Source organism: Bifidobacterium sp. 2450 (genome assembly GCF_041900695.1).
GTDB classification, from domain to species: domain Bacteria; phylum Actinomycetota; class Actinomycetes; order Actinomycetales; family Bifidobacteriaceae; genus Bifidobacterium; species Bifidobacterium longum.
This window is the reverse complement of record NZ_JBHEEA010000002.1, coordinates 105,535-128,048: the sequence shown is the minus strand read 5'-3', so window position 1 is coordinate 128,048 and position 22,514 is coordinate 105,535. Positions and strand designations below refer to the sequence as shown.

At 58.2% G+C, this 22,514-nt stretch carries 16 protein-coding genes and 3 rRNA genes; 2 read left to right on the top strand and 17 right to left on the bottom strand.

Annotated elements, in window-relative coordinates:
• Window positions 1–43: 43 nt before the first annotated feature.
• From rrf to dnaE, 7 genes are all read right to left on the bottom strand, one after another.
• A 5S ribosomal RNA gene (gene rrf, locus ACEUKI_RS01120) occupies window positions 44–160 on the bottom strand.
• A gap of 170 nt (window positions 161–330) precedes the next feature.
• A 23S ribosomal RNA gene (locus ACEUKI_RS01115) occupies window positions 331–3,394 on the bottom strand.
• 433 nt (window positions 3,395–3,827) lie between these two features.
• Window positions 3,828–5,353: ribosomal RNA gene (locus ACEUKI_RS01110) — 16S ribosomal RNA — on the bottom strand.
• The 16S, 23S and 5S rRNA genes sit together here, the layout of an rRNA operon.
• Window positions 5,354–5,977: 624 nt before the next feature.
• The gene (locus tag ACEUKI_RS01105) at window positions 5,978–6,478 is read right to left on the bottom strand and encodes a GNAT family N-acetyltransferase (RefSeq protein WP_144169602.1); all 501 of its coding nucleotides are present in this window, start codon (window positions 6,476–6,478) and stop codon (window positions 5,978–5,980) included.
• A gap of 96 nt (window positions 6,479–6,574) precedes the next feature.
• Entirely contained in the window at window positions 6,575–8,452 is a 1,878-nt protein-coding gene (locus ACEUKI_RS01100; protein WP_144169603.1) for an oleate hydratase, read from the bottom strand.
• Window positions 8,453–8,657: 205 nt separating this feature from the next.
• Window positions 8,658–9,068 (bottom strand): DUF4186 domain-containing protein, encoded by a 411-nt coding sequence (locus ACEUKI_RS01095; protein WP_186289913.1) that lies wholly within the window; start codon window positions 9,066–9,068, stop codon window positions 8,658–8,660.
• Window positions 9,069–9,179: 111 nt separating this feature from the next.
• Window positions 9,180–12,737, bottom strand: a complete 3,558-nt coding sequence (gene dnaE, locus ACEUKI_RS01090) for a DNA polymerase III subunit alpha (RefSeq protein WP_374156368.1) — start codon at window positions 12,735–12,737, stop codon at window positions 9,180–9,182.
• Window positions 12,738–13,044: 307 nt separating this feature from the next.
• On the opposite strand from dnaE, the gene ACEUKI_RS01085 reads away from it, so the two are divergent.
• The gene (locus tag ACEUKI_RS01085; RefSeq protein ID WP_374156367.1) at window positions 13,045–13,350 is read left to right on the top strand and encodes a hypothetical protein; all 306 of its coding nucleotides are present in this window, start codon (window positions 13,045–13,047) and stop codon (window positions 13,348–13,350) included.
• Complete coding sequence (locus tag ACEUKI_RS01080; RefSeq protein ID WP_053495480.1) at window positions 13,340–13,660, top strand: hypothetical protein; 321 nt, start codon at window positions 13,340–13,342, stop codon at window positions 13,658–13,660. Before ACEUKI_RS01085 ends, ACEUKI_RS01080 begins: the two co-directional genes overlap by 11 nt.
• Window positions 13,661–13,740: 80 nt before the next feature.
• On the opposite strand, the gene ACEUKI_RS01075 is transcribed toward ACEUKI_RS01080, so the two are convergent.
• From ACEUKI_RS01075 to dusB, 10 genes are all read right to left on the bottom strand, one after another.
• On the bottom strand, window positions 13,741–14,607 hold the full coding sequence (locus ACEUKI_RS01075) for a YihY/virulence factor BrkB family protein (protein ID WP_374156366.1): 867 nt from the start codon (window positions 14,605–14,607) through the stop codon (window positions 13,741–13,743).
• 203 nt (window positions 14,608–14,810) lie between these two features.
• Complete coding sequence (locus tag ACEUKI_RS01070) at window positions 14,811–15,317, bottom strand: ATP-binding protein (protein WP_374156365.1); 507 nt, start codon at window positions 15,315–15,317, stop codon at window positions 14,811–14,813.
• On the bottom strand, window positions 15,314–15,511 hold the full coding sequence (locus tag ACEUKI_RS01065) for a hypothetical protein (protein WP_374156364.1): 198 nt from the start codon (window positions 15,509–15,511) through the stop codon (window positions 15,314–15,316). The genes ACEUKI_RS01070 and ACEUKI_RS01065 overlap by 4 nt, the downstream gene beginning before the upstream one ends.
• 380 nt (window positions 15,512–15,891) lie before the next feature.
• Window positions 15,892–16,854, bottom strand: a complete 963-nt coding sequence (locus tag ACEUKI_RS01060) for an RluA family pseudouridine synthase (protein WP_080784432.1) — start codon at window positions 16,852–16,854, stop codon at window positions 15,892–15,894.
• On the bottom strand, window positions 16,854–17,402 hold the full coding sequence (lspA, locus tag ACEUKI_RS01055) for a signal peptidase II (protein ID WP_080784429.1): 549 nt from the start codon (window positions 17,400–17,402) through the stop codon (window positions 16,854–16,856). Before lspA ends, ACEUKI_RS01060 begins: the two co-directional genes overlap by 1 nt.
• Before the next feature lie 21 nt (window positions 17,403–17,423).
• Window positions 17,424–18,803 carry a DivIVA domain-containing protein gene (locus ACEUKI_RS01050; protein WP_080784426.1) on the bottom strand — a complete coding sequence of 460 codons (1,380 nt, stop codon included), beginning with the start codon at window positions 18,801–18,803 and terminating at the stop codon, window positions 17,424–17,426.
• 138 nt (window positions 18,804–18,941) lie between these two features.
• Entirely contained in the window at window positions 18,942–19,244 is a 303-nt protein-coding gene (locus ACEUKI_RS01045) for a YggT family protein (RefSeq protein WP_080784424.1), read from the bottom strand.
• 121 nt (window positions 19,245–19,365) lie between these two features.
• A complete protein-coding gene (locus ACEUKI_RS01040) occupies window positions 19,366–19,845 on the bottom strand; it encodes a cell division protein SepF (RefSeq protein WP_080784422.1) in 480 nt (159 codons plus the stop codon).
• Between the two features lie 12 nt (window positions 19,846–19,857).
• Complete coding sequence (gene ftsZ / locus ACEUKI_RS01035; RefSeq protein ID WP_080784419.1) at window positions 19,858–21,063, bottom strand: cell division protein FtsZ; 1,206 nt, start codon at window positions 21,061–21,063, stop codon at window positions 19,858–19,860.
• A gap of 111 nt (window positions 21,064–21,174) precedes the next feature.
• The gene (dusB, locus tag ACEUKI_RS01030) at window positions 21,175–22,419 is read right to left on the bottom strand and encodes a tRNA dihydrouridine synthase DusB (protein WP_080784416.1); all 1,245 of its coding nucleotides are present in this window, start codon (window positions 22,417–22,419) and stop codon (window positions 21,175–21,177) included.
• Window positions 22,420–22,514 lie beyond the last annotated feature (95 nt).

Here is a 22,514-nt window from a genome sequence, read left to right as displayed (position 1 = left end):
AGCCCCTTGGGGCGTGTGCTCCAAGGGGCTTCCTGTACGTGTGGTGCGGCGGCGTGCTACTCTCCCACACCCTGTCGGGTGCAGTACCATCGCCGTGCCAGGCCTTAGCTTCCGGGTTCGGAATGGGACCGGGCGTCTCACCTGGGCCATGGCCGCCGCAAATCTTCTCTTATACGGCCAGACGCTGGGGTCTGCCGGCCTGTGGCGGCCTGGGAACCGGATAGCGGACGCGAATATGTCGATGTTTCGTCTTGTGGCCAGACAATGCTCATTGCCGTCTGGTGTCGTTTGCAGGAGGAAGATGCGGTCCAACCGCCAGGGGTCGGAATGTCAGTGTTGCCTTTCGTCCGTTAGTACCGGTCGGCTCCACCCCTCGCGGGGCTTCCACGTCCGGCCTATCGACCACGTGTTCTGCATGGGGACTACAGCAGCTCGAGGCTGCACGGAATGCTTATCTTGGAGCAGGCTTCCCGCTTAGATGCTTTCAGCGGTTATCCCTCCCGAACGTAGCCAACCGGCCGTGCCACTGGCGTGACAACCGGCATACCAGAGGTTCGTCCACCCAGGTCCTCTCGTACTATGGGCAGGCCTCCTCAGCATTCCAACGAGCGCAGAGGATAGAGACCAAACTGTCTCACGACGTTCTGAACCCAGCTCGCGTGCCGCTTTAATCGGCGAACAGCCGAACCCTTGGGACCTGCTCCAGCCCCAGGATGCGACGAGCCGACATCGAGGTGCCAAACCATCCCGTCGATATGGACTCTTGGGAATGATCAGCCTGTTATCCCCGGGGTACCTTTTATCCGTTGAGCGATGCCGCGTCCGTACACCGGCACCGGATCACTAGTCCCGACTTTCGTCCCTGCTCGGACCGTCGTCCTCGCAGTCAAGCCCGCTTGTGCACTTGCACTCGCCACCCGATTGCCAACCGGGCTGAGCGGACCTTTGGGCGCCTCCGTTACTCTTTGGGAGGCAACCGCCCCAGTTAAACTACCCGCCAGGCACTGTCCCTGAACAGGATGACCGTTCGAGGTTAGACATCCAATGCGAACAGAGCGGTATTTCACCTTGCGGCTCCACGCGATCTGGCGACCGCGCCTCTCGGCCTCCCGCCTATGCTACACAATCCACACCGAATGCCAATACCAAGGTATAGTAAAGGTCCCGGGGTCTTTTCGTCCTTCTGCGCTTAACGAGCATCTTTACTCGTACTGCAATTTCGCCGAGCTCCTGGTCGAGACAGTGGGGAAGTCGTTACGCCATTCGTGCAGGTCGGAACTTACCCGACAAGGAATTTCGCTACCTTAGGATGGTTATAGTTACCACCGCCGTTTACCGGGGCTTGAATTCACCGCTTCGCCAAAGGCTGACGGATCCTCTTAACCTTCCGGCACCGGGCAGGCGTCAGTGCATATACAGCGGCTTGCGCCTTCGCATGCACCTGTGTTTTTGGTAAACAGTCGCTACCCCCTGGTCTGTGCCACCCCCAAAAGCTCCCCGCGCGAGGCGGTTCACCATCGGGGGTCTCCCTTAAACCGAAGGAACGGGAGTGATTTGCCGAGTTCCTTGACCAGGATTCGCTCGATCGCTTTGGTATTCTCTACCTGACCACCAGTGTCGGTTTGGGGTACGGGCGGCTTTGAGCCTGACGCCGAAGCTTTTCTCGGCAGCCGGGATCACCGGATATCGGGCCGAACGGCCCCCATCATCGCACCTCGGGCACACGCGGGACGGATTTGCCTGTCCCACGCCCTGCGTGCTTGACCACGGAAGACCACCTCCGCGGCCGGCTACCCCTCTGCGTCACTCCTGCGCTGACCTACTACAGCTACGGTCCCAACGCCCGAAGGCATCCCACCACCGAAGTGGAGGTAAGCCCGCGGCCGGAGGTTAGTACTCACTGCCTCGGTTTTGGCGGCTGAAAGCCGGTACGGGAATATCGACCCGTTCATCCATTCGACTACGCCTGTCGGCCTCGCCTTAGGACCCGACTCACCCAGGGACGATGAACGTGGCCCTGGAACCCTTGGTCATCCAGCGGACGGGATCTTCACCCGTCTCTCGCTACTCATGTCTGCATTCTCACTCCCATGAAGTCCACGGCGCGTTCACACGGCCGCTTCGCCCCTCATGGGACGCTCTCCTACCCAGTACAAAACACTGCCGCGTCTTCGGTGGTGTGCTTGAGCCCCGCTACATTGTCGGCGCGGAACCACTAGACCAGTGAGCTGTTACGCACTCTTTCAAGGATGGCTGCTTCTGAGCCAACCTCCTGGCTGTCTATGCGACTCCACATCCTTTCCCACTTAGCACACGCTTCGGGACCTTAGACGACGGTCTGGGCTGTTTCCCTTTCGACGACGAAGCTTATCCCCCGCCGACTCACTGCCGGGATACGCGTCACCGGTATTCGGAGTTTGGTTGCTGTTGGTACCCGATACGGGCCCGCAAGCATCCAGTAGCTCTACCCCCGGGACGTAATGACCCGACGCTGCACCCAAATGCATTTCGGAGAGAACCAGCTATCACGGAATTTGATTGGCCTTTCACCCCTAGCCCCAAGTCATCCCCCCGGTTTTCAACCCAGGTGGGTTCGGTCCTCCACACGGTCTTACCCGCGCTTCAACCTGCTCAGGGCTAGATCATCCCGCTTCGGGTCCAGGACACGCGACTTTAAACGCCTTTTAAGACTCGCCTTCGCTACGCATACCCCACACGGGTTATGCTCGCCACATGCCACTGACTCGCAGACTCATTTTTCGATAGGCACGCCGTCACCCCACAAAAGGGCTCCGACGGATTGTAGGCGCACGGTTTCAGAGACTGTTTCACTCCCCTCCCGGGGTACTTTTCACCTTTCCCTCACGGTACTCGTTCGCTATCGGTCAGACAGGAATATTCAGGCTTACCCAACGGTCTGGGCGGATTCGCACGGGGTTCCACGGGACCCGTGCTACTTGGGAGACGCGATCGGCAGACCATGCGCGTTCAGGTACGGGGCCCTCACCCTCTGCGGCCCGGTATTCAACCCGGTTCCCCTGACACATGGTTTTCTGCAACTGCCGGCCGGCCCGTCGGAGCCGGCGCACGCGATCCCGCAACACCCCGCGCGCAACCCCCGACGGGTATCACACGCGCAAGGTTTGGCCATCATCCGCTTTCGCTCGCCACTACTCACGGAATATCCTTTCCTGCAGGTACTGAGATGTTTCACTTCCCTGCGTACCCCCCGGCCGAAGCCGGTACCGACCCATGACGGTCGGTGGGTTCCCCCATTCGGAAATCCTCGGATCAAAGCCCTGTCGGCGGCTCCCCGAGGCATATCGCAGCCTCAAACGTCCTTCATCGGTCCTGTCTGCCAAGGCATCCACCATACGCCCTTGCAAGCAACACACACGCAACATGCATGCGCCGCAAGATTCCTCCAGCAAATTCCCAGACGACAAATCATCACACTAAAAATGATCACAAAACGATCGAAACGAACAACAGAGTTCGATTCGAAATCAACAGCAAAACAAGGATCCAGAAAACCCTTGCTTTGCTCGCGTCCACTATCCAGTTCTCAAGCCACCACGCACCGCCACGCCGCCGCACCGGCACACGGCCGGCCCTCGGGCACGACGGGCACCGAATCGCGCCAGGCAAAAAAGCCTGGGGTGGCGATCCGGGAGCCCAAAAGCGCATCCGCACCACTCCGGCACCCACCGCACGACCGGCAGGGCAAAGCCAACGACATCTTCCACACCAGCAACCCCGCCACCGCCGCACCATGCGACGCGCGGGGCGCACACCGTCGGACGAACATCCGACTGAATTCTCCGTAGAAAGGAGGTGATCCAGCCGCACCTTCCGGTACGGCTACCTTGTTACGACTTAGTCCCAATCACGAGCCTCACCTTAGACGGCTCCATCCCACAAGGGGTTAGGCCACCGGCTTCGGGTGCTGCCCACTTTCATGACTTGACGGGCGGTGTGTACAAGGCCCGGGAACGCATTCACCGCGACGTTGCTGATTCGCGATTACTAGCGACTCCGCCTTCACGCAGTCGAGTTGCAGACTGCGATCCGAACTGAGACCGGTTTTCAGGGATCCGCTCCGCGTCGCCGCGTCGCATCCCGTTGTACCGGCCATTGTAGCATGCGTGAAGCCCTGGACGTAAGGGGCATGATGATCTGACGTCATCCCCACCTTCCTCCGAGTTAACCCCGGCGGTCCCCCGCGAGTTCCCGGCACAATCCGCTGGCAACACGGGGCGAGGGTTGCGCTCGTTGCGGGACTTAACCCAACATCTCACGACACGAGCTGACGACGACCATGCACCACCTGTGAACCCGCCCCGAAGGGAAACCCCATCTCTGGGATCGTCGGGAACATGTCAAGCCCAGGTAAGGTTCTTCGCGTTGCATCGAATTAATCCGCATGCTCCGCCGCTTGTGCGGGCCCCCGTCAATTTCTTTGAGTTTTAGCCTTGCGGCCGTACTCCCCAGGCGGGATGCTTAACGCGTTAGCTCCGACACGGAACCCGTGGAACGGGCCCCACATCCAGCATCCACCGTTTACGGCGTGGACTACCAGGGTATCTAATCCTGTTCGCTCCCCACGCTTTCGCTCCTCAGCGTCAGTAACGGCCCAGAGACCTGCCTTCGCCATTGGTGTTCTTCCCGATATCTACACATTCCACCGTTACACCGGGAATTCCAGTCTCCCCTACCGCACTCAAGCCCGCCCGTACCCGGCGCGGATCCACCGTTAAGCGATGGACTTTCACACCGGACGCGACGAACCGCCTACGAGCCCTTTACGCCCAATAATTCCGGATAACGCTTGCACCCTACGTATTACCGCGGCTGCTGGCACGTAGTTAGCCGGTGCTTATTCAACGGGTAAACTCACTCACGCTTGCTCCCCGATAAAAGAGGTTTACAACCCGAAGGCCTCCATCCCTCACGCGGCGTCGCTGCATCAGGCTTGCGCCCATTGTGCAATATTCCCCACTGCTGCCTCCCGTAGGAGTCTGGGCCGTATCTCAGTCCCAATGTGGCCGGTCGCCCTCTCAGGCCGGCTACCCGTCGAAGCCACGGTGGGCCGTTACCCCGCCGTCAAGCTGATAGGACGCGACCCCATCCCATACCGCGAAAGCTTTCCCAGAAGACCATGCGATCAACTGGAACATCCGGCATTACCACCCGTTTCCAGGAGCTATTCCGGTGCATGGGGCAGGTCGGTCACGCATTACTCACCCGTTCGCCACTCTCACCACCAAGCAAAGCCCGATGGATCCCGTTCGACTTGCATGTGTTAAGCACGCCGCCAGCGTTCATCCTGAGCCAGAATCGAACCCTCCACAAAAAAACTTCATGAAAAACATCCGAACAGATGACTCTCAAAACAAAAATTGACGAGCACGTCCTTAAGGAAGGACGCCCTCAAAAAACCCCACCATCATTCAACCCCTCCCGGGGCACCCCGCCACAAAAGACAAGGCTGACGATGAACTGGCAATCATTGACTATAAAGAAGTAGTACAAACACGCTCTTGAGTTCTCAAACCACCACCACTCACCCACCTCGCAGCCCTCCAGAAGGAGAACCACTCGCCGAGCGGCAGCAAGGAAACAACCTACACGCATTCGCGGACTCGCGCAAATCGAAGCGCGCAAAAACCTCAGGAACCGTTGCAATCACACGGTTCCCCCGGCGTGTCGCAAACAGCTTGAACCACGCCGTTACCATCAGGATACGCCGGCTTTTTATGGGCTCACGTAACGAAATCAGATGTTCACCGGCGTGTCGCAACAATTCATTCCACGTTCAACTCCCCTCAGTCCGATCACGCGGACGGCTCACCCGCAATTACGGACGAGCAAAGCTCGCACCCTTATGGCTCGACTATCGTCTCGCCTTCGTCTAAAAAACAGTCCACCGGACTGTTTTTTAGACGACTCAGCATCAAAGAGGGGAGCCAAAGGGGGATTAGAAGGTCAGGCGCATCTGATGCCAGACCACGTCACCGTGAGTGGACTCCGAAATGCCCTCGTCCTCATACCCAAATTGCGCATAGAATCCGACCAGCCGATCTTTGCAGGTGAGCACCAGGCCTTTACGTCCAGCTGCACGAGTGTCTTCAATGACTTTCCTCATGAGTGTACTGGCGCGACCGCGATGCTGATACTTCGGCGCAGTATCCACGCCGAAAACCATTTGCCAGTCACCTTGAGGGTCGTGCTGCGCGGCATCCTCGTACATGTCATCGGTCAAGTCGCGCCGATCGGTCGCGAAACCGTTGATGAACGCCATGACGATCTCGCCATCAATCAATAGCCAGAAACATTCCGGATAGGTCTCGATTCGGGCGCGCAGGGACGAGCGGTCGGCGGCCTCGGCGGCCGGGAAGCATTCGGATTCCATGGCGGCCAGCGCGTCCAGATCGTCGATGGTGGCGTGGCGGATTAACTGGGGATCAGAATCAGTCATGTTTTTGTCTTTCTCTTAACACTCCGTTGCGAGCAACTTCCCTCAGTCACGCTTCGCGTGCTGGCTCCCCTCACCTTGAGGGGAGCCAGATGGATGTCAGATTACGTGGTATTCGCGTAGCAGGGTGGCAATATCGGTGCCGTCGAGTTTCTTGAGCATCTTCTTGACCACGGCCTTTTCAATGAAGTTGAGCTTCATATCGGTGACCGGTGCACCGTCACGCAATTTGACGGTGGCGTTGAGCAGGTTGCGCACGTCATAGACGCTACCCCACACTTCAGGCACGCCGCGGTCCACGCCGAGCAACGTGTAGACAGCTTCCATACCGGTGCGCATCGAGTATTCGGTGGTGAAAATCGTGTCGCGCGGGGTCTCGGCGAACTGGCCAAGGAATGCGAAGTTCACGGCACCATCGGGCACCACGTCCGGGCGGTCGCCGGCCGCGCGCGGCATGAAGAACGCGGTGATGTACGGCATCATGACCGGCACGGTGTTGGCGTGGTGCTTTGCGAGCGCCTCGATCTTGTCGGTCGGCACGCCCATGTGGTAAAGCCACTCCTCGCAAATCTCTTCACCGGTGCATTCGGTCATCGGCTTCTTCACATAGTTGCCGGGCTTGTCCGGGAACAGGCCGTAGACCCATACGCACAGCTGGTCCTTGGGCTGGTCGCGGAACTGCTGCTGGCGGTTCAGGGTCCAACTCATGAGCCAGTTGGAGTCCTGCACGGTGACGATGCCGCCGGTGACGACCTTGCCGGAGAACGGGTCGCGCTTGCAGATCTTCTGGATGTACGGCGGAATCTCGCCGTCCAGGGTGGTGACGGTGGCGCTCATCCACTTGGTGGCATTCGGATCGGAGCAGAACTTCTCCGGATGGCCAAAGCTCGGGTCCTGGTCGGCGATACGCTTCCACATGTCCCAGCCGCCACCGGGCTTCAGGTCTGGGTTCCATGCGGCGGGCGAGTTCTGGGAACCCATGGTGGAGTTCTCCACGCAACCGCCGTTGGTGATGAACACCAGATCGTTCTCGGTCAGGTCGATGGAGGATTTATCACCCTCGTGATCCACGTCGATGCGCACGGCAAGCTTCTTGGTGGGCGTGCTGGCAGGGTTGCGCTTGAAGAAGCCGGAGGTGGCCTGAATCTTCTGGATGGTGTCTTGGCCTACGCCGGTGTGCTCGCGCTTGGGGCCGGCTCCCCCGCCAATCGCGAATTCCACGTTCTCGACCTTGGTGTTGTAGCGGAATTCGACGCCGTGCGATTCCAGATACTTGACCATCGGCAGAATCATCGACTCGTACTGGTTGTAGCGGGTGAAACGCAGCGCGGAAAAGTCCGGCAGGCCTCCGATGTGATGAATGTAGCGCTTGATGTACAGCTTCATTTCCAGCGCGGAGTGCCAGTTCTCGAAGGCGAACATGGTGCGCCAGTACAGCCAGAAGTTGGAGTTCAGCACCTCATCATCGAAGAAATCGGTGATCGGCTTGTTATACAGGTCTTCGTCCGGGGTGAAGAACAGCTTCATGATTTCCATCGAAGCCTTGTCGGACAGCCCGAACTTGCCCTTGAGCCCCGCGTCCTTGCCGAGATTCTTGGTGGCGCGGCACAGCGAGTAGTTCGGATCCTCCTTGTTGAGCCAGTAGTACTCGTCGAGTACGCTGACGCCTTCGGTTTCGATGGAGGGAATCGAGCGGAACAGATCCCACATGACCTCGAAATGATTGTCCATTTCGCGGCCGCCACGCATCACATAGCCAAGGCCGGGAATATCAAGACCGTCACAGGCGCCGCCGGGTACCGGGTCCTTCTCAAGGATGTGGATGTTCTCGCCAGGCATCTGACCATCACGCACCAGATAACAGGCTGCAGACAATGCCGCCAGTCCGGTACCGATGATGTATGCATGCTTGTTGTCCACGTCGGCCGGCTTCTTCGGACGTGCGAAAGCCTCATAATTGCCGCTGCTGTAGTACATATTCCGCCTCCTTGGGGCAGAGTTGACACTTCATCAACTCTTCTTGAATAGACATCATGTCGCATTATTGACGAACGCGCCATAGGCAACGTTCGGCGTTCTGCCGCATTCGCCAATACCTTGCATCTACGGTTTTCGAGGCCTGTGTTGGCTGTTGGCTCATAACTATTGAAGGCATACAGGCATACTGAGGATGCGGGGTGCTTCACCGAACCGGATGATTGATAAGGTCCCGCTCAATCCATGCCATGACCAAATCGGCAAGTCGGTTTACCTCCGCTTCGGCGAGTTCACGGCCTTTGGGCAGATGATGCCATTTTTCGATGCATCCGCGGCAGCATGTGGCGGTAGCATGCTGAGCGGTGAATACCGGATGGCCGCGCCATGGCGTCTGCCTGCCGTCGTTCTTCGGTTCGGCTGCGCCTATGCGGTCTCGCAACATTTCTCGCGCATGACGATCGATGGTCGCCTTGCCTTTGGTGCGGGCATAGGCTCGGTCTTTGTCGGTCAAAGCGAATTTGACGCGGAACTGCGAATGAGACAGCCGTTCCAGCATCGTGGCAATCCATTGTTGCTCGTCATCGTTGTTACCAGTATCCGCCATCTCCATGCCCATACGTTCCACAGTAGTCGCGCACATCGTATGGTGGCACACGCCTTAGCTCCCTCTGATGAAGGAGCCCCAGCAAAGCCAGGCGAGGGAGAGGCCAGGGGCGGAACCCGCCAATCAGGCGGCAGGCAAGCAGCTGGGACCAAACAGAATCTTGATCTCAGCAAACAACGAAGTATCTCGCTTGACGCGGAAACGATCGCCAAACGTGAGCACCTGAGCGTTACCCTTCTCATCCAGCATCGCAAGATGTACTTCGCAGTAACCAGGATGATTAGCGAGCACCTGACCGAGTTGCATCATGCGTTGGCGCTCCAACGCCACCGGCGGCAGCGTGATGACCAACGGACGTTCATCCTCGGCTTCCAAGGTCGGAATCTGCATTTCCGTGGCTCTCAGAGAAACGGTTTCGTCGCGCAACTCCACTTGGCCACGAATCTGTACGATGGCGTCCACGGCAAGTTCGGCGGCGGTCGCTTCATAGACCTTGCCGAAGAACATGCATTGGATGGAGCTTTCCATGTCTTCGATGGTCACGATGGCCCAGGGGTTGCCCTTCTTGGATACGCGCCGGTCCACATTGGTGACCAAACCAGCCAACGTGACCTGCTGTCCTTCACCCATCGTTTTGGCTCGATCAACCAGATGCGCGATGGACATTTCACGCAAGGACGCGAGAATCGACTGCATACCGGAGAGCGGATGGTCAGACACATACAGGCCCAACATTTCGCGTTCGAAGTTAAGCTTGGTCTTCTTGTCCCATTCCTCAAGATCGGGTACGGTCACGGAAGCGTCGCCCATGGCCTCCGCTCCCCCATCCTCGGCATCGGAGAACAAATCGAACTGGCCCTCCGCCTGTTTGCGCTTCAGACTCACCACCGAGTCGATGGCAGCCTCGTGCACGGTGAGCAGCGCGCGACGGTTCGGGTCAATCGAGTCGAAGGCACCGGCCTTGATCAACGATTCGACCAATCGCCGGTTCAGCGCAGTCAGGGGCACGCGGCGGATGAAGTCCATGAAGTTCACGAACTTGCCGCGCGGGCCTTCGCGTTCGGCGATGATATCGGCCACGGCCTTGTCACCCACGTTACGGATGGCACCAAGACCGAATCGGACGACGTCGCCGACTGCCGAGTACTCGTACACCGATTCGTTGACGTCCGGCGAGAGCACCTGGATGCCCATGCGGCGGGCCTCGCCCAAGTACAGTGCGGTCTTGTCTTTGTTGGTGGCGGCACCTTGCAACAGGGCGGCCATGAATTCGACCGGGTAGTGCGTTTTCAGATATGCGGTCCAGTAGGAGATCAGACCGTATGCGGCGGAGTGCGCTTTGTTGAAAGCGTAGCCGGAGAACGGCACCAGAATATCCCACACGGCCTGGGAGGCCTCTTCGGAGTATCCATGCTCCTTCATACCGGCGAAGAACGGCACCTTCTCCTTGGCCAGCACTTCGGGCTTCTTCTTACCCATGGCTCGACGCAGCACGTCTGCCTTGCCCAGCGAATAGCCGGCGAGGATTCGGGCGGCGGACTGCACCTGCTCCTGGTAGATGATCAGACCATAGGTCTCGTCAAGCACCTGCTTCAGAGGCTCCTCAAGCTCAGGGTGGATTGGCGTGATCTTCTGCAGGCCGTTCTTGCGCTTGGCATAGTTGGTGTGCGAATCCATACTCATCGGGCCCGGTCGGTACAGGGCGATAAGTGCGGAAATATCGTTGAAGTTATCGGGCTTCAGGGTTTTCAGCAGTGAACGCATGCCGTCGGAATCGAGCTGGAACACGCCGAGCGTGTCTCCTCGGGACATGAGTTTGTATGTTTCGGCGTCATCGAGCGGAATCTTGGTGTAGTCGATGGCGGGTTTGCCGTTGGCTTCGATGTTCTTCAGGGTGTCGTGGATGATCGTCAAGTTGGACAGGCCAAGGAAGTCCATCTTGACCAGCCCCAACGTTTCGCACGTGTGGTATTCGAAGGTGGTGGTGATGGTGCCATCGGTGCGTTCCAGCAACGGCGAGGTGTCGGTGATGGGTGCGCTACCCATGATGGTGGCGCAGGCATGTACACCGGTTTGTCGAATCAGGCCTTCGATACCCTTGGCTTCCTCGGTGATGCGCTTGGCGTCCGGGTCGGAATCGTAGAGTTCTCGGAATTCCCTGGCCTCGGCATAACGTTTGGCGGCCGGGTCGAAGATGTCATGCAGGCTGATGTCTTTGCCGCCGGTGGCCGCCGGAGGCAGCGCCTTGGTGATTTTTTCACCGACTGAGAATTCATAACCCATGATGCGGGCGGAGTCTTTCAGGGCCTGCTTGGTTTTGATGGTGCCATAGATCACGCACTGGGCGACCTTATCGGTGCCGTATTTTTCGCCGCAGTATTCGATGACTCGCGCACGACCTTCAGGGTCGAAGTCGACATCGATATCAGGAAGGCTCACTCGCTCAGGGTTCAGGAACCTCTCGAAAATCAGGCCATGCTTGAGCGGATCGAGCTCGGTAATGCCCATGGAATAGGCGACCATGGCGCCTGCGGCCGAACCACGGCCCGGACCCACCATAATGCCGTGGTCCTTGGCCCACTGAATGTAGTCGGCGACCACGAGGAAGTATCCGCAGAACTGCATCTGGCAGATCACGCCGCATTCGTAGTCGGCCTGCTTCAATACGTCGAGCGGAGGGTTGCCGTCGTAGCGCTTCTCCAGACCTTCCTCGACTTTTTTGAGGAACAGGGAGGTCTCATCCCAGCCTTCGGGGCAGGGGAATTTCGGCATGAACGCGCCGTCTTCGTGGTCGTCGAACATCACGTTGCATCGTTCGGCGATAACGAGCGTATTGTCGCAGGCGTCCGGGTGGTCCTTGAACAGTTCGCGCATTTCTTCGGCGGTTTTGATGTAGTAGCCGGTGCCGTCGAACTTGAATCGGTCCGGATCGTCAAGGCGGGAACCGGAGTTGATGCAGAGCATGGCGTCCTGCGCCTGTGCATCTTCGGCGTGTACGTAGTGGGAATCGTTGGTGGCCAGCAGTGGTGCGTTGAGTTTCTTGGCGATGGTCAGCAGGTCACCGGTCACCTGAGTTTCGATGGGCAGACCGTGATCCATAAGTTCGACGAAGAAGTTGTCTTTGCCGAAGATGTCCTGGAATTCGCCGGCGGCGCGCAGGGCCTCATCGAATTGACCGAGGCGCAGACGGGTCTGGATGATGCCCGAGGGGCAGCCGGAGGATGCGATCACGCCTTTGGAATAGGTGGCGAGCACCTCCTTATCCATTCGCGGATAACGCATGACGCGACCTTCGAGGTTGGCCACGGACGAGGCTTTGATGAGGTTGACCAGGCCTTCGTCGTTTTCGGCCCACATGGTCAAGTGGGTGATAAGACCACCACCGGAGACGTCGTCGCGGCGCTGGGCTTCGGTGCCCCAATGCACGCGGGACTTGTCTTGACGTGCGGTTTCCGGGGTCACATAAGCTTCGATGCCGATGATGGGCTTGACGCCATTGGCCACGCAGTTGGTGTACATCTCGTAGGCGCCATGCATGTTGCCATGGTCGGTGATGCCGACCGCAGGCATGCCAAGTTCGGCCGCACGCTTGGCCAAATCAGGAATCTTCGACGCACCATCGAGCAGCGAATAGTGCGTGTGGTTATGCAGTTGCACAAAGTTGTTCCCGTAATCAGCCATGCGTTCCACCATACCGTGTGGTCTGGGCGGCGGTAAATATTTACCGGCGATTATCGTGGTTGGCCAGTTAATTAGATGTAGCCGCTCCGCATGGTCTCTTTTCGCTATTTTTTTATGCAGTATCGCCGTGCTTTCACAACATTGTGGATAACTCAGCAAGCTAGAACCACATACCCCGTTTCAGCTGGACAAGGGCTTCCTACCTTCTTTACGCTCAAGACACTTGATTCACGTTTTACGTTCAACAGAGGAGTTGATACAAGTGGACTTGCCAAGTATACTTGCACCCATAAGTGGGGAGGATCCTTTGATTCTTCCCTCAGCACACAGGGAACGGAAACATGGCGAACAGCCCATCGCCGACTCGGACATTCTCCATGTCTACCGATATGGCATCGAAGTCGACATCAACGTTCTTCGTTTTCCTCCCACTCATGTGCTTGTCGGGACTGGAGCGTCTGGTGCCATTTTGTATGAAATCGGCGTCATTGAACGCGAATGGATTCCGGGAACATATGAGCATGTCATCGTGCACGCCATGCGAGCTCGACTGACCTATGAAATGAAATGGTTGACGATGCAATACCAGGATGGTGATAACGATGAAATTTGAAGACTACTCCCCCGAAGTGCAAGCCAAACTCATGGAAATCGGCAACGCTGCGGCAGATGCCGTGGAGTCTCAGGAATCACCAGCAGAAGGCATTCCCGAGGACAGCCCAAACTTCTCTCCCGAACTGGAGCTCAGCCGTCTAATCAATCGACGCAAAGCCGAACTGGAATACATTGATGCCCGCATTGCGCAGATGGTACTGCTCATGCATGAGCGTGGCCAATCATGGGAAACAATTGGTCGCAAGCTCGGTATCACGGGTGAAGCTACTCGTTTGCGATATGCCAAGATGGAGAGACCACGGCAATAACTGTAGTGCCAGCTGAGTTCGCGAATCATCTCGGCGAGAGAGGCTTCATCGCTAATCGTCATATTAGTCAGTTCAGACGCTCAGCTCTTTTGTCGGCACTCGGCAATGAGGGCGGCACAGAGCAAAATGACCTGGGCGACGAGGTTGAACCAAATGAGCACGCCGATCAACGCGGCGAACGGGGCAAGCATCGGATTCCGGGAGGCTCCGGCTAATAGTCGCGCACCGAGAAGCTGCATTGCGGAAACCGTCAGAGATCCCAGTAACGCGCCGAGTATCGTGAATCGTCCGGCTTTGATGCGGGAGACCACGCGCAGCAGCAACATGAACAACGCGAAATTCAGTGCGACGCCGGTACCGAAACCGGTCATCTCCAAAAGCACGGTGCCGGGCAACGAACTGCTGGGGATGCCGCCCCATTGCAGCAGTCGGCGTACGATGCCGCCGGACACCGTACCGGCCGCGGTCGAAAGAATGAACAGTATTGCGATGGCGATGGCGGCAAGCGTATCGCGTAACCTTGCGACGACGATATTGAGCTCGTCGCCGCAGTCGTCGAACATTGCCCGTACGGCGTGGCGCAGCGAGTTCATCCAGCCGGTCACTGTCCACCAGAATATGGCCAACGTGGCCAGACCGGTCCACGTCAATGTGCTTGACATGGTGCCTAGCGCGGAAGACGTCAGAAACGAGTCGGCCACACCGGGAATGACTTCACGCACCGCGTCGATCAGCATTTGCTGCCAATCAATGTTGCCGACCATGATGAGACCGAGCACGCTCACCGCAATCCAGATTCCGGCAAAAAAGGCGAATAGCAGACCATATGCCAGACCATTCGCCAGCAGGGGGCCGCTCCGCGACACATACCGGTCGAGCACGCGCCCAGGCAGCGAACGTGCACACGCGTCCGCTCCCCTGTCAATCGCACTCTTCAACCCATGCATAGTTCGACTGTAGCCGTTGTCACCGTTGTTGAAACAGCATGACGCGAAATCGCATTTAGCCAGCTCAAACGATGGCAACCATCAACGCCCCACTCAATTGTTCAGAATCGGATACCATATGAGTATTCAATTCATCCGTCGGAGTTCAATGTCAGCAGTCCTCACCAACTGATGTCTTGCTAACCCGCTGGCCGCCCTAGTATCTACTGTTTCTTGTGGTCTTCGTTCAACAGCCAGTCAAGCGCGTATACCTGTCGGATGCCTTCGTGGGAGTAGGGCCGTTCGTCATCCAGCGTAATCAGTGTCTTGGGATAGTTGTCACGCACGGCGCGCAGCGAGGACAGCTCCCGATCCAGCGTCGCCGAATCGTGCACCGATTCGCTGACCTGGTAGTACCGACACCCGCCTGGCCCGTTCGTGACGAAGTCGATCTCGCCGCCGGAGCTCTGTCCGACATACACGTCGCCCTCGCGGCGCATCAGTTCGAGGAACACCACGTTCTCGAGGAGGCGTCCAATGTCCCGCACGTTGTTGGAGCACAGGATACGTCGCATCCCCAAGTCCACGGCATAGTACTTCTTCTCCTGCTTGAGAATCCTCTTGCCTTTGATGTCGTATCGGTGGGCCGGGTAGAGGATGAACGCGTCGGACAGGCCGTCAAGGTAGCTAGACACTGTCGGTGCCGTGATCTTGGTTACCAGCGAGGTCATGTGTTGGCGATGGTCTTGGGCGTGGTCAGGTTGCCGATGTTGCCGAACATGTAGCGGGTGAGTGCGCCGAGCGCCCCGATGTTGGAGGCGCCGAGACGTTCGGCGACGTCCTTGAGCAGCACGGTGTTCAGGATGCCGTCGAGATAGTCGTGAAGCATCGTCTCGTCGCCGGGGAAGCCCACGGTCGCCGGCATTGCGCCGTCACGCAGGTAGTCGGACCAGACGCGTCGTAGGCCGCGATCGTCGTCGGAACGGGCACGGACAACGACCAGGAAACGGTTTTTATCAGCAGGAGATTCTGCAATCCGGATGGCATATACCGTCCGGCTTCATTACTGCTTTGGCTCATTTCTGTTCACTTCACGCTGGAGTACCGAGACACGTTGAGCGGAAATACCGGTAATTCGCGTACGGTTACCGACCATTGGCCTGAATGGTACTCAGCATCCGCAGTCACTTGGGGTATGGTCATGACGGAGAGCCATCATGACCGATCTCTCGTTATTTTGGGATGAATCCGGCGAAGCCGGAACTGAATCTAAATATTAAAACGCATGATGCACACGTTGCGGAATTAGTCCACCAGAACTTCGGCATATTCGGCAGGTTCAGCGGGTTCGATATGTCGGGCACGCATGGCATCGAGGGCGGCAGCCAAGTCGGCCGGGTACTGGGACCGGACCGTGGTCCAGACGCGGGTGCGAGGATGACGGAATTCGAGCTTCATGGCGTGCAGCCACTGCCGGTCAAGTCCCAAGGCCTCAGACAGCACCGGATTGGCACCATACATGGGGTCGCCGTACAGGGGATGCCCAATCGAGGAGAAATGCACGCGAATCTGATGAGTACGTCCGGTCTCCAGATTCACGGATACCAGAGTGGCCTCATGGCCGAAACGCTCCAGCACATCCCAGTGCGTAACGGCCGGTTTGCCGGCCGGAGTCACGCAGAAGCGGAAATCGGACACTTTGGCGCGCCCGATCGGTGCCTCAATGGTTGCTTTGTTCTCTTTAAGACCACCCTGCACGAGCGCATGATAGGTTTTCTTTACCTCATGCTCGGCGAACTGCCGACGCATCTCGGTGTACGCAAGGTCGGACTTGCACACCAACATCAAGCCGGAAGTGCCTACATCAAGGCGAGAAACGATGCCCTCACGCCCGGCCGCACCATAGGAAGTGATATGCACACCGCGGTCACGCAGTGATCCGAGCACGGTTGGACCGGTCCAGCCAACCGAGGCATGCGCCGCCACGCCTACAGGCTTATCGACTACAACGACATCATCGTCTTCGTAGACAACGGCCATATCAGTTGCGATAGGCTCAGGCTCGGCCTGTTCCTCCGCCAAATCAAATTCGACGGTCTCCCCCGCCTGCAATGTGCTGGACCGCGCAACTTCACGCCCTAAAACGCGCGCCTGCCCGGAGTCAACCAGATCGGCGGCTTTAGATCGTGAAATACCCAGCATTTTGGCCACGGCTACGTCGAAACGCTTACCCACCAATGCATCGGGAGCAGGGACTATTCGACTCATTACTTGGCGTCCGCCTCCGGCTCAGACTGTAGGGATTCGTCGGATTGCTCGATGAGATCCTTGTGTGAGAACGGCTCCCCCATAAGAATCAGAATCACCAGGACCACACCGGCGACTACCAGATAGATATCCGCCACATTGCCAACGGACCAGCCATAGTTAAGGAAATCCACCACTTTGCCGTTGAGGAAGCCGTCAGCGTACATAACACGGTCAATCAGGTTGCCCAGAGCGCCTGCAAACGCGAAAGAAATCGCCACCGACCATTTCATGGAGACAGCGCGCACCCCAGCCACAGCAAGGGCCACGCAAGCCACAACGGCCAACAGACTGATTACCCAAGTAGCGCCTGATCCCATGCCCAAGGACGCGCCCGGATTGCGCACCAAGGTGAAGGACAGCAGTCCGGGAATCACGCGAATGGTCTGACCGTTGGATAACGCGGCCATCGCCCAAGCCTTGGTGAGCTGATCGACAATCAGCGCAGCCGCGGCCACACATGCAAAGACGGCCACGCGAGTGCGCAGCCGTCCCTGTTGGTTCGTCATACGACCTGTACCTGCCTACGCTCAGTTGGTCTTGGACGAGGTCTGGTCGACGTAGTTGTTCGACTCGGAAACCTGCGATGCCAGCTGGCCGAGGTACTCGGTGAGGCGGGCGCGGTATTCAGTCTCGAACTGCTTGAGGCTCTGGATGTTGCCCTCGACGACCTTGGACTGAGCCTGAAGGTTGTCGCGCACCTGCTCGGCATACGTATCGGCTGCAGAGCGGGTGTTCTTGTCGTACGCATCAGCTGCGGAACGAGTGTTCTTGTCATACTCGGCGGCACGCTGCTGCACTTCCTTCTCGTAGTTGTCAGCGTCATCGTGCTGAGACTTGGAGTAGTTGTCCGCATCCTGACGAGTCTTGACGGAGTATGCGTCGGCCTCAGAACGGGTGTTCTGGGAGTAGGTCTCGGCATCCGCGTGAGTCTGGTCACGGTAAGCGTCGGCCTCGGAACGGGTACGCTCCGAATAGGTGTCGGCGTCGGAACGAGTACGAGTGGAGTAGTCGTCGGCCTCGGAACGGGTACGCTCGGAGTAGTTGTTGGCCTTGGTGACCAGATCGTTGTACTTGTTCTGGCTGGCCTCGGTGATTTCCTTGGCCTTGTTCTTGCCCTTCTCCACGTACTGATCGTGCAGCTGCATAGCCAGGGTCAGCATGGCGGTGGCGCGCTCGGGCTCGGTGCCCGGCATGGAAGCGGCGCCAGCGATCTTCTGCAGAGAACCGGTCTCGGTGCTCGGCTCGACCTTGGAAACCTGAGCACGAAGCTGGTTTTCACGCTGCTTGGCTTCTTCGAGCTGACGGGACAGCTCAGCGATCTGAGCGGACTGCTGCTGAGCGGCGGCACCCTGCTGCTGAGCAACGGCGAGCTGACGGGACAGCTCCTCGTTGGCCGCGCGGAACTGATCACGTTCCTGCTGAATGGCGGCGATCTGCTGGCCGACAGCCTCCTGGTTACCGGAGGCCTGAGCGGCCTGAGCGGTGAGCTGATCGATTTGAGCGTTCAGCTGATCGACCTGACCCTTGAGCTGCTCATTCTGGGAGGACAGCGCACGGTTGGATTCCTCGGCTTCGCTGAGCTTGGCAGAGGCAAGCTGTGCTGCCTGATCATTGCCAGCCTGAGCGGCCTGCTGGGCCTGAGCCACAGTGTTCTTCAAACCAGCATTCTCCGACTGGAGTTGCTGCACCTGACCGGTAAGATCGGAAATCTTCGCATTAAGGTTGGTTACGTCAGGACCCAGAGACTGAGTGGCCTGACCGCCGGCTACCGCCTGACGTCCAAGAGCCTCGACGGTTTCCGTGACCTGATCAAGGAAGTCATCGACCTCGTCGACATCATAGCCTTCCTTGAATCGAACAGTCTGGAAGGTATGCTCCCTAATATCCTTCGGCGTCAACAGAGCCATAAATCTTGCACCTCGCTTCGGGGCATTGCCCGCACTTACGTTGGTCTCAAGTCAGAATGCTATCACGACCCCATCGTTTCAGAACATTCGACGTGGGTTTTTATGCCGGATATATGCCTCCGGCGGGTCAAAACGGCCTCAGAACACTATCAGAACAACACTTTCCAGTACCACCAGCGCAAAATACAGCACAATGAAGCTGACATCAAGATAAATCGAACCGAGCGGCAATGGGCGAATATAGCGACGTAGCCAACGCAGAGGGGGTTCGGTAATGAAATACACAATATTGATCAGCTGGGCCACCACACCACGTGGATACCAGTTTCGTGCGAGAACGGAGACCCAGTCCAGAATCATGCGCACGAACAGAACCGTGATATACGCGTTGATGAGCCATGCAAGAATGCGGCCGATCAGAGAGAACACTAAGGAAAGCATGCTGACAGACTAACAACCGCGCATGAAAAGTTTGTTCGGAGCACAATAAGAATCGGCCGACTCCTTGCTGGGAGTCGGCCGAATACCGATATAACGTCGAATGCGAAAACTACTGAACCGGTCAGTCAGCGAACAAATCGTGTGCCGAGGCTGGTTTTGTCGGCTCTTCGACCTTGATGTTCACCTGCGCCGGGCTCAACAGGAACACGCGCGGAGTGACACGCTCGAGGGAACCACGCACGCCGAACACCACGCCGGCGGAGAAGTCCACGATGCGATATGCCACGGCTTCGGCCACACCGGTGAGATTCAGTACGACCGGAACACCGTCACGCAATGCGCGGCCGACCAGTTGAGCATCCTCATATGACTTCGGATGGATGGTGGTGATTCTGTTCACACGGCCACCGGGGAACGGCTTGGTAGTCGACGATGCGGCAGGCGCGGTGGTTGATGCCAGCGGCGTGACCGTATGGTCGGAATCAAATGCGGACTTCGGAGCCGGCTTCTGCTCCTCGTCCTCCTCGATGTAGTCGTCCTCATCGTCCACAACGTCACTCATGCCCAGATAGGACATCGCGTTTTTCATGAACCCAGCCATGGATCAGTCCTTTCAGCGCAGGAAGTCAGGGATGTCGAGATCGCCGGCCGGATCGTTCACGGCGATATTCGGATGAGCGGAAGTCGAATCATCAAAAGGCAACGATGCGGAGTCACCGGTAGCCGGTGTGAATGCCGGTTGGGCAGTGGCAGCGGGCTGTGCAGCCGGTGCTGGAGCTGGCTGTGCCACGGGAGTCGCAGGATCGGCGGCGGTTGGCACAACCGGCGTCACCGTGCTCCGAGTGTCGTCATCTTGAGCAGCGACGGGGTCAAAACCAGCAGCAATAACAGTGACACGCACTTCATCGCCATAAGCATCGTCCAGAGCAAGACCCCAAATAATCTGGGCTTCAGGGTGAATGGCCTTGCGCACCAGTTCGGTGGCAGCAGAGGCCTCCTGCAACTTCAGGTCGGTCGGACCGGCGATGTTGATCAGCGCACCGTGTGCGCCTTCAATGCTTTCCTCAAGCAGCGGAGAGCTGATGGCGATTTCGGCGGCCTGCGTGGCACGATCCTCTCCCCGTGCGGAACCGATACCAAACAGCGCAGTACCAGCACCACGAAGAATGGAGTTCACATCGTTGAAGTCGACGTGAATATAGGAGTTCATCGAAATCAGGTCAGTGATGCCCTGAACACCGGCAAGCAGTGCGGTATCAGCGGTCTTGAAGGCCTCAATAATGCCAATGGAACGGTCAGAAAGTTCGAGCAGGCGATCGTTCGGAATGACGATCAGCGCGTCGACTTCCTTGCGCAGGTTGTCGATGCCGTATTCGGCGGAAGCGGAACGCTGAGGGCCTTCGAAGCTGAACGGACGAGTAACAACCGCGATGGTGAGAGCACCCTGTTGATGAGCCGCACGAGCGACGATCGGGCTGGCTCCAGTACCGGTGCCACCGCCCTCGCCGCAGGTGACGAACACCATGTCGGCACCCCTAAGCGCCTCTTCGATATCCGACTGGTGGTCCTGGGCCGCCTTGGCTCCACGCTCCGGGTCGGCACCAGCACCGAGACCACGACTGGACTTATCGGAAAGGGAAATCTTGACATCCGCATCAGAGCGCAGAAGATCCTTCGCATCGGTATTTACCGCCACAAATTCAACATTCTGTAATCCCTCGGCAATCATGCGATTGACGGCATTACCGCCGGCACCGCCGACGCCAACAACCTTGATGTTGGTCTTGTCGTTGAACTCATTCTGCGCGATCTCGCTCACGTTTGGCTCCTGTCACTTCACGGTTACACCTAAGAGTAGCGCAAACAGGCTACTCTTGGAGGGAAATTCACGCGCAGAATGGCGCGTGTTGCGTGTATTTTCAGTATTTTCTCAGTAACTGGCGTCCATTGGGTCGTCACCGAAGAGCGCCTCACGCTCTTCGTGGGTGGTGGTACGCGATTCCAACCAGCCATACGGCAAGTGCACCTTCTTGGCGAAACGCACGCGGCCGCGCGGTTTGTCGACCACGCGTGGCGGGTATTCGATAGTCGGGTCGAGCTTGCCGATCTCGCGGTCCACATCGGTCAGGCTCTCGCACTCCATAAAGGCCTTGCGGGTGGACCCGCCCACCGGGAATCCTTTCAGATACCAGGCGATGTGCTTGCGCAGATCGTGGACGGCCATCATCTCATCGCCCTCATAAAACTCGGTAAGCAGCTCGGCATGACGGTGAATCACCCGGCAGACCTCGCCCAGATTCGGATTGAGCCGTTCGGGATTGCCCTCGAAGGCGTTTTTGATGTTGGCGAACAGCCACGGCCGGCCCTGGCATCCGCGGCCGATGGCCACACCGTCGCAGCCGGTCTCGCGCACCATTTCGAGCGCATCCTCGGCACCCCAGATATCGCCATTGCCGAATACCGGAATGTTGAGGTGTTCCTTGAGCTCGCCGATGCGGGACCAGTCGGAATGACCGCCATAGTATTCGGCGGTGGTGCGGGCATGCAGGGTTACGGCCTTGCAGCCCTCCTCCTGCGCGATGTGTCCGGCTTCGAGGAAGGTCTCATGGTTATGGTCGATGCCGACGCGGATCTTCGCGGTGACGGGGATGCCCGCCGGCTCGCATACGGCGACCACGCGCTGGATGAGCTCGGTGAAGATGTCGGTTTTCCAAGGCAAGGCCGAACCACCGCCTCGACGAGTGACCTTGGGCACCGGGCAGCCGAAGTTCAGATCCACATGGTCGGCCATGTTGCCGTCGACCACGATTTTCGCCGCCTGTTCGGTGATGGAGGGGTTCACGCCGTACAACTGCAGTGAACGGATTTTTTCGCTTTTGGCGAAATGACAGAGGCGCAGTGCTTTCGGGTTATGCGCCACGAGGGCTCGAGCGGTGATCATCTCGGCCACGTAGAGTCCATCGGGACCATATTCCTCGCAAATCACGCGGAAGGGCCAGTTGGTCACTCCCGCCATCGGCGAGAGCACCACCGGGGTCGGCACGGTGATGTTGCCGAGTTGGACCGGGGCGATATGCACCGGGGTCCCGGGGCGCGCCGGCGCGTCCGTACGTGGGTCGAGGTTGTCGGTCTCGTGATGCTCGGTGAGCACTGTTTCGGATTCGGATTGTGCCATGTGATTCCTAAGAAAATAAGTAGGGGCTCCCCTGAGAGAGGAGCCCCGGCGTCTATCGCCGCCACTTCGCCTACAAACAGCCCACTGGGATGTTT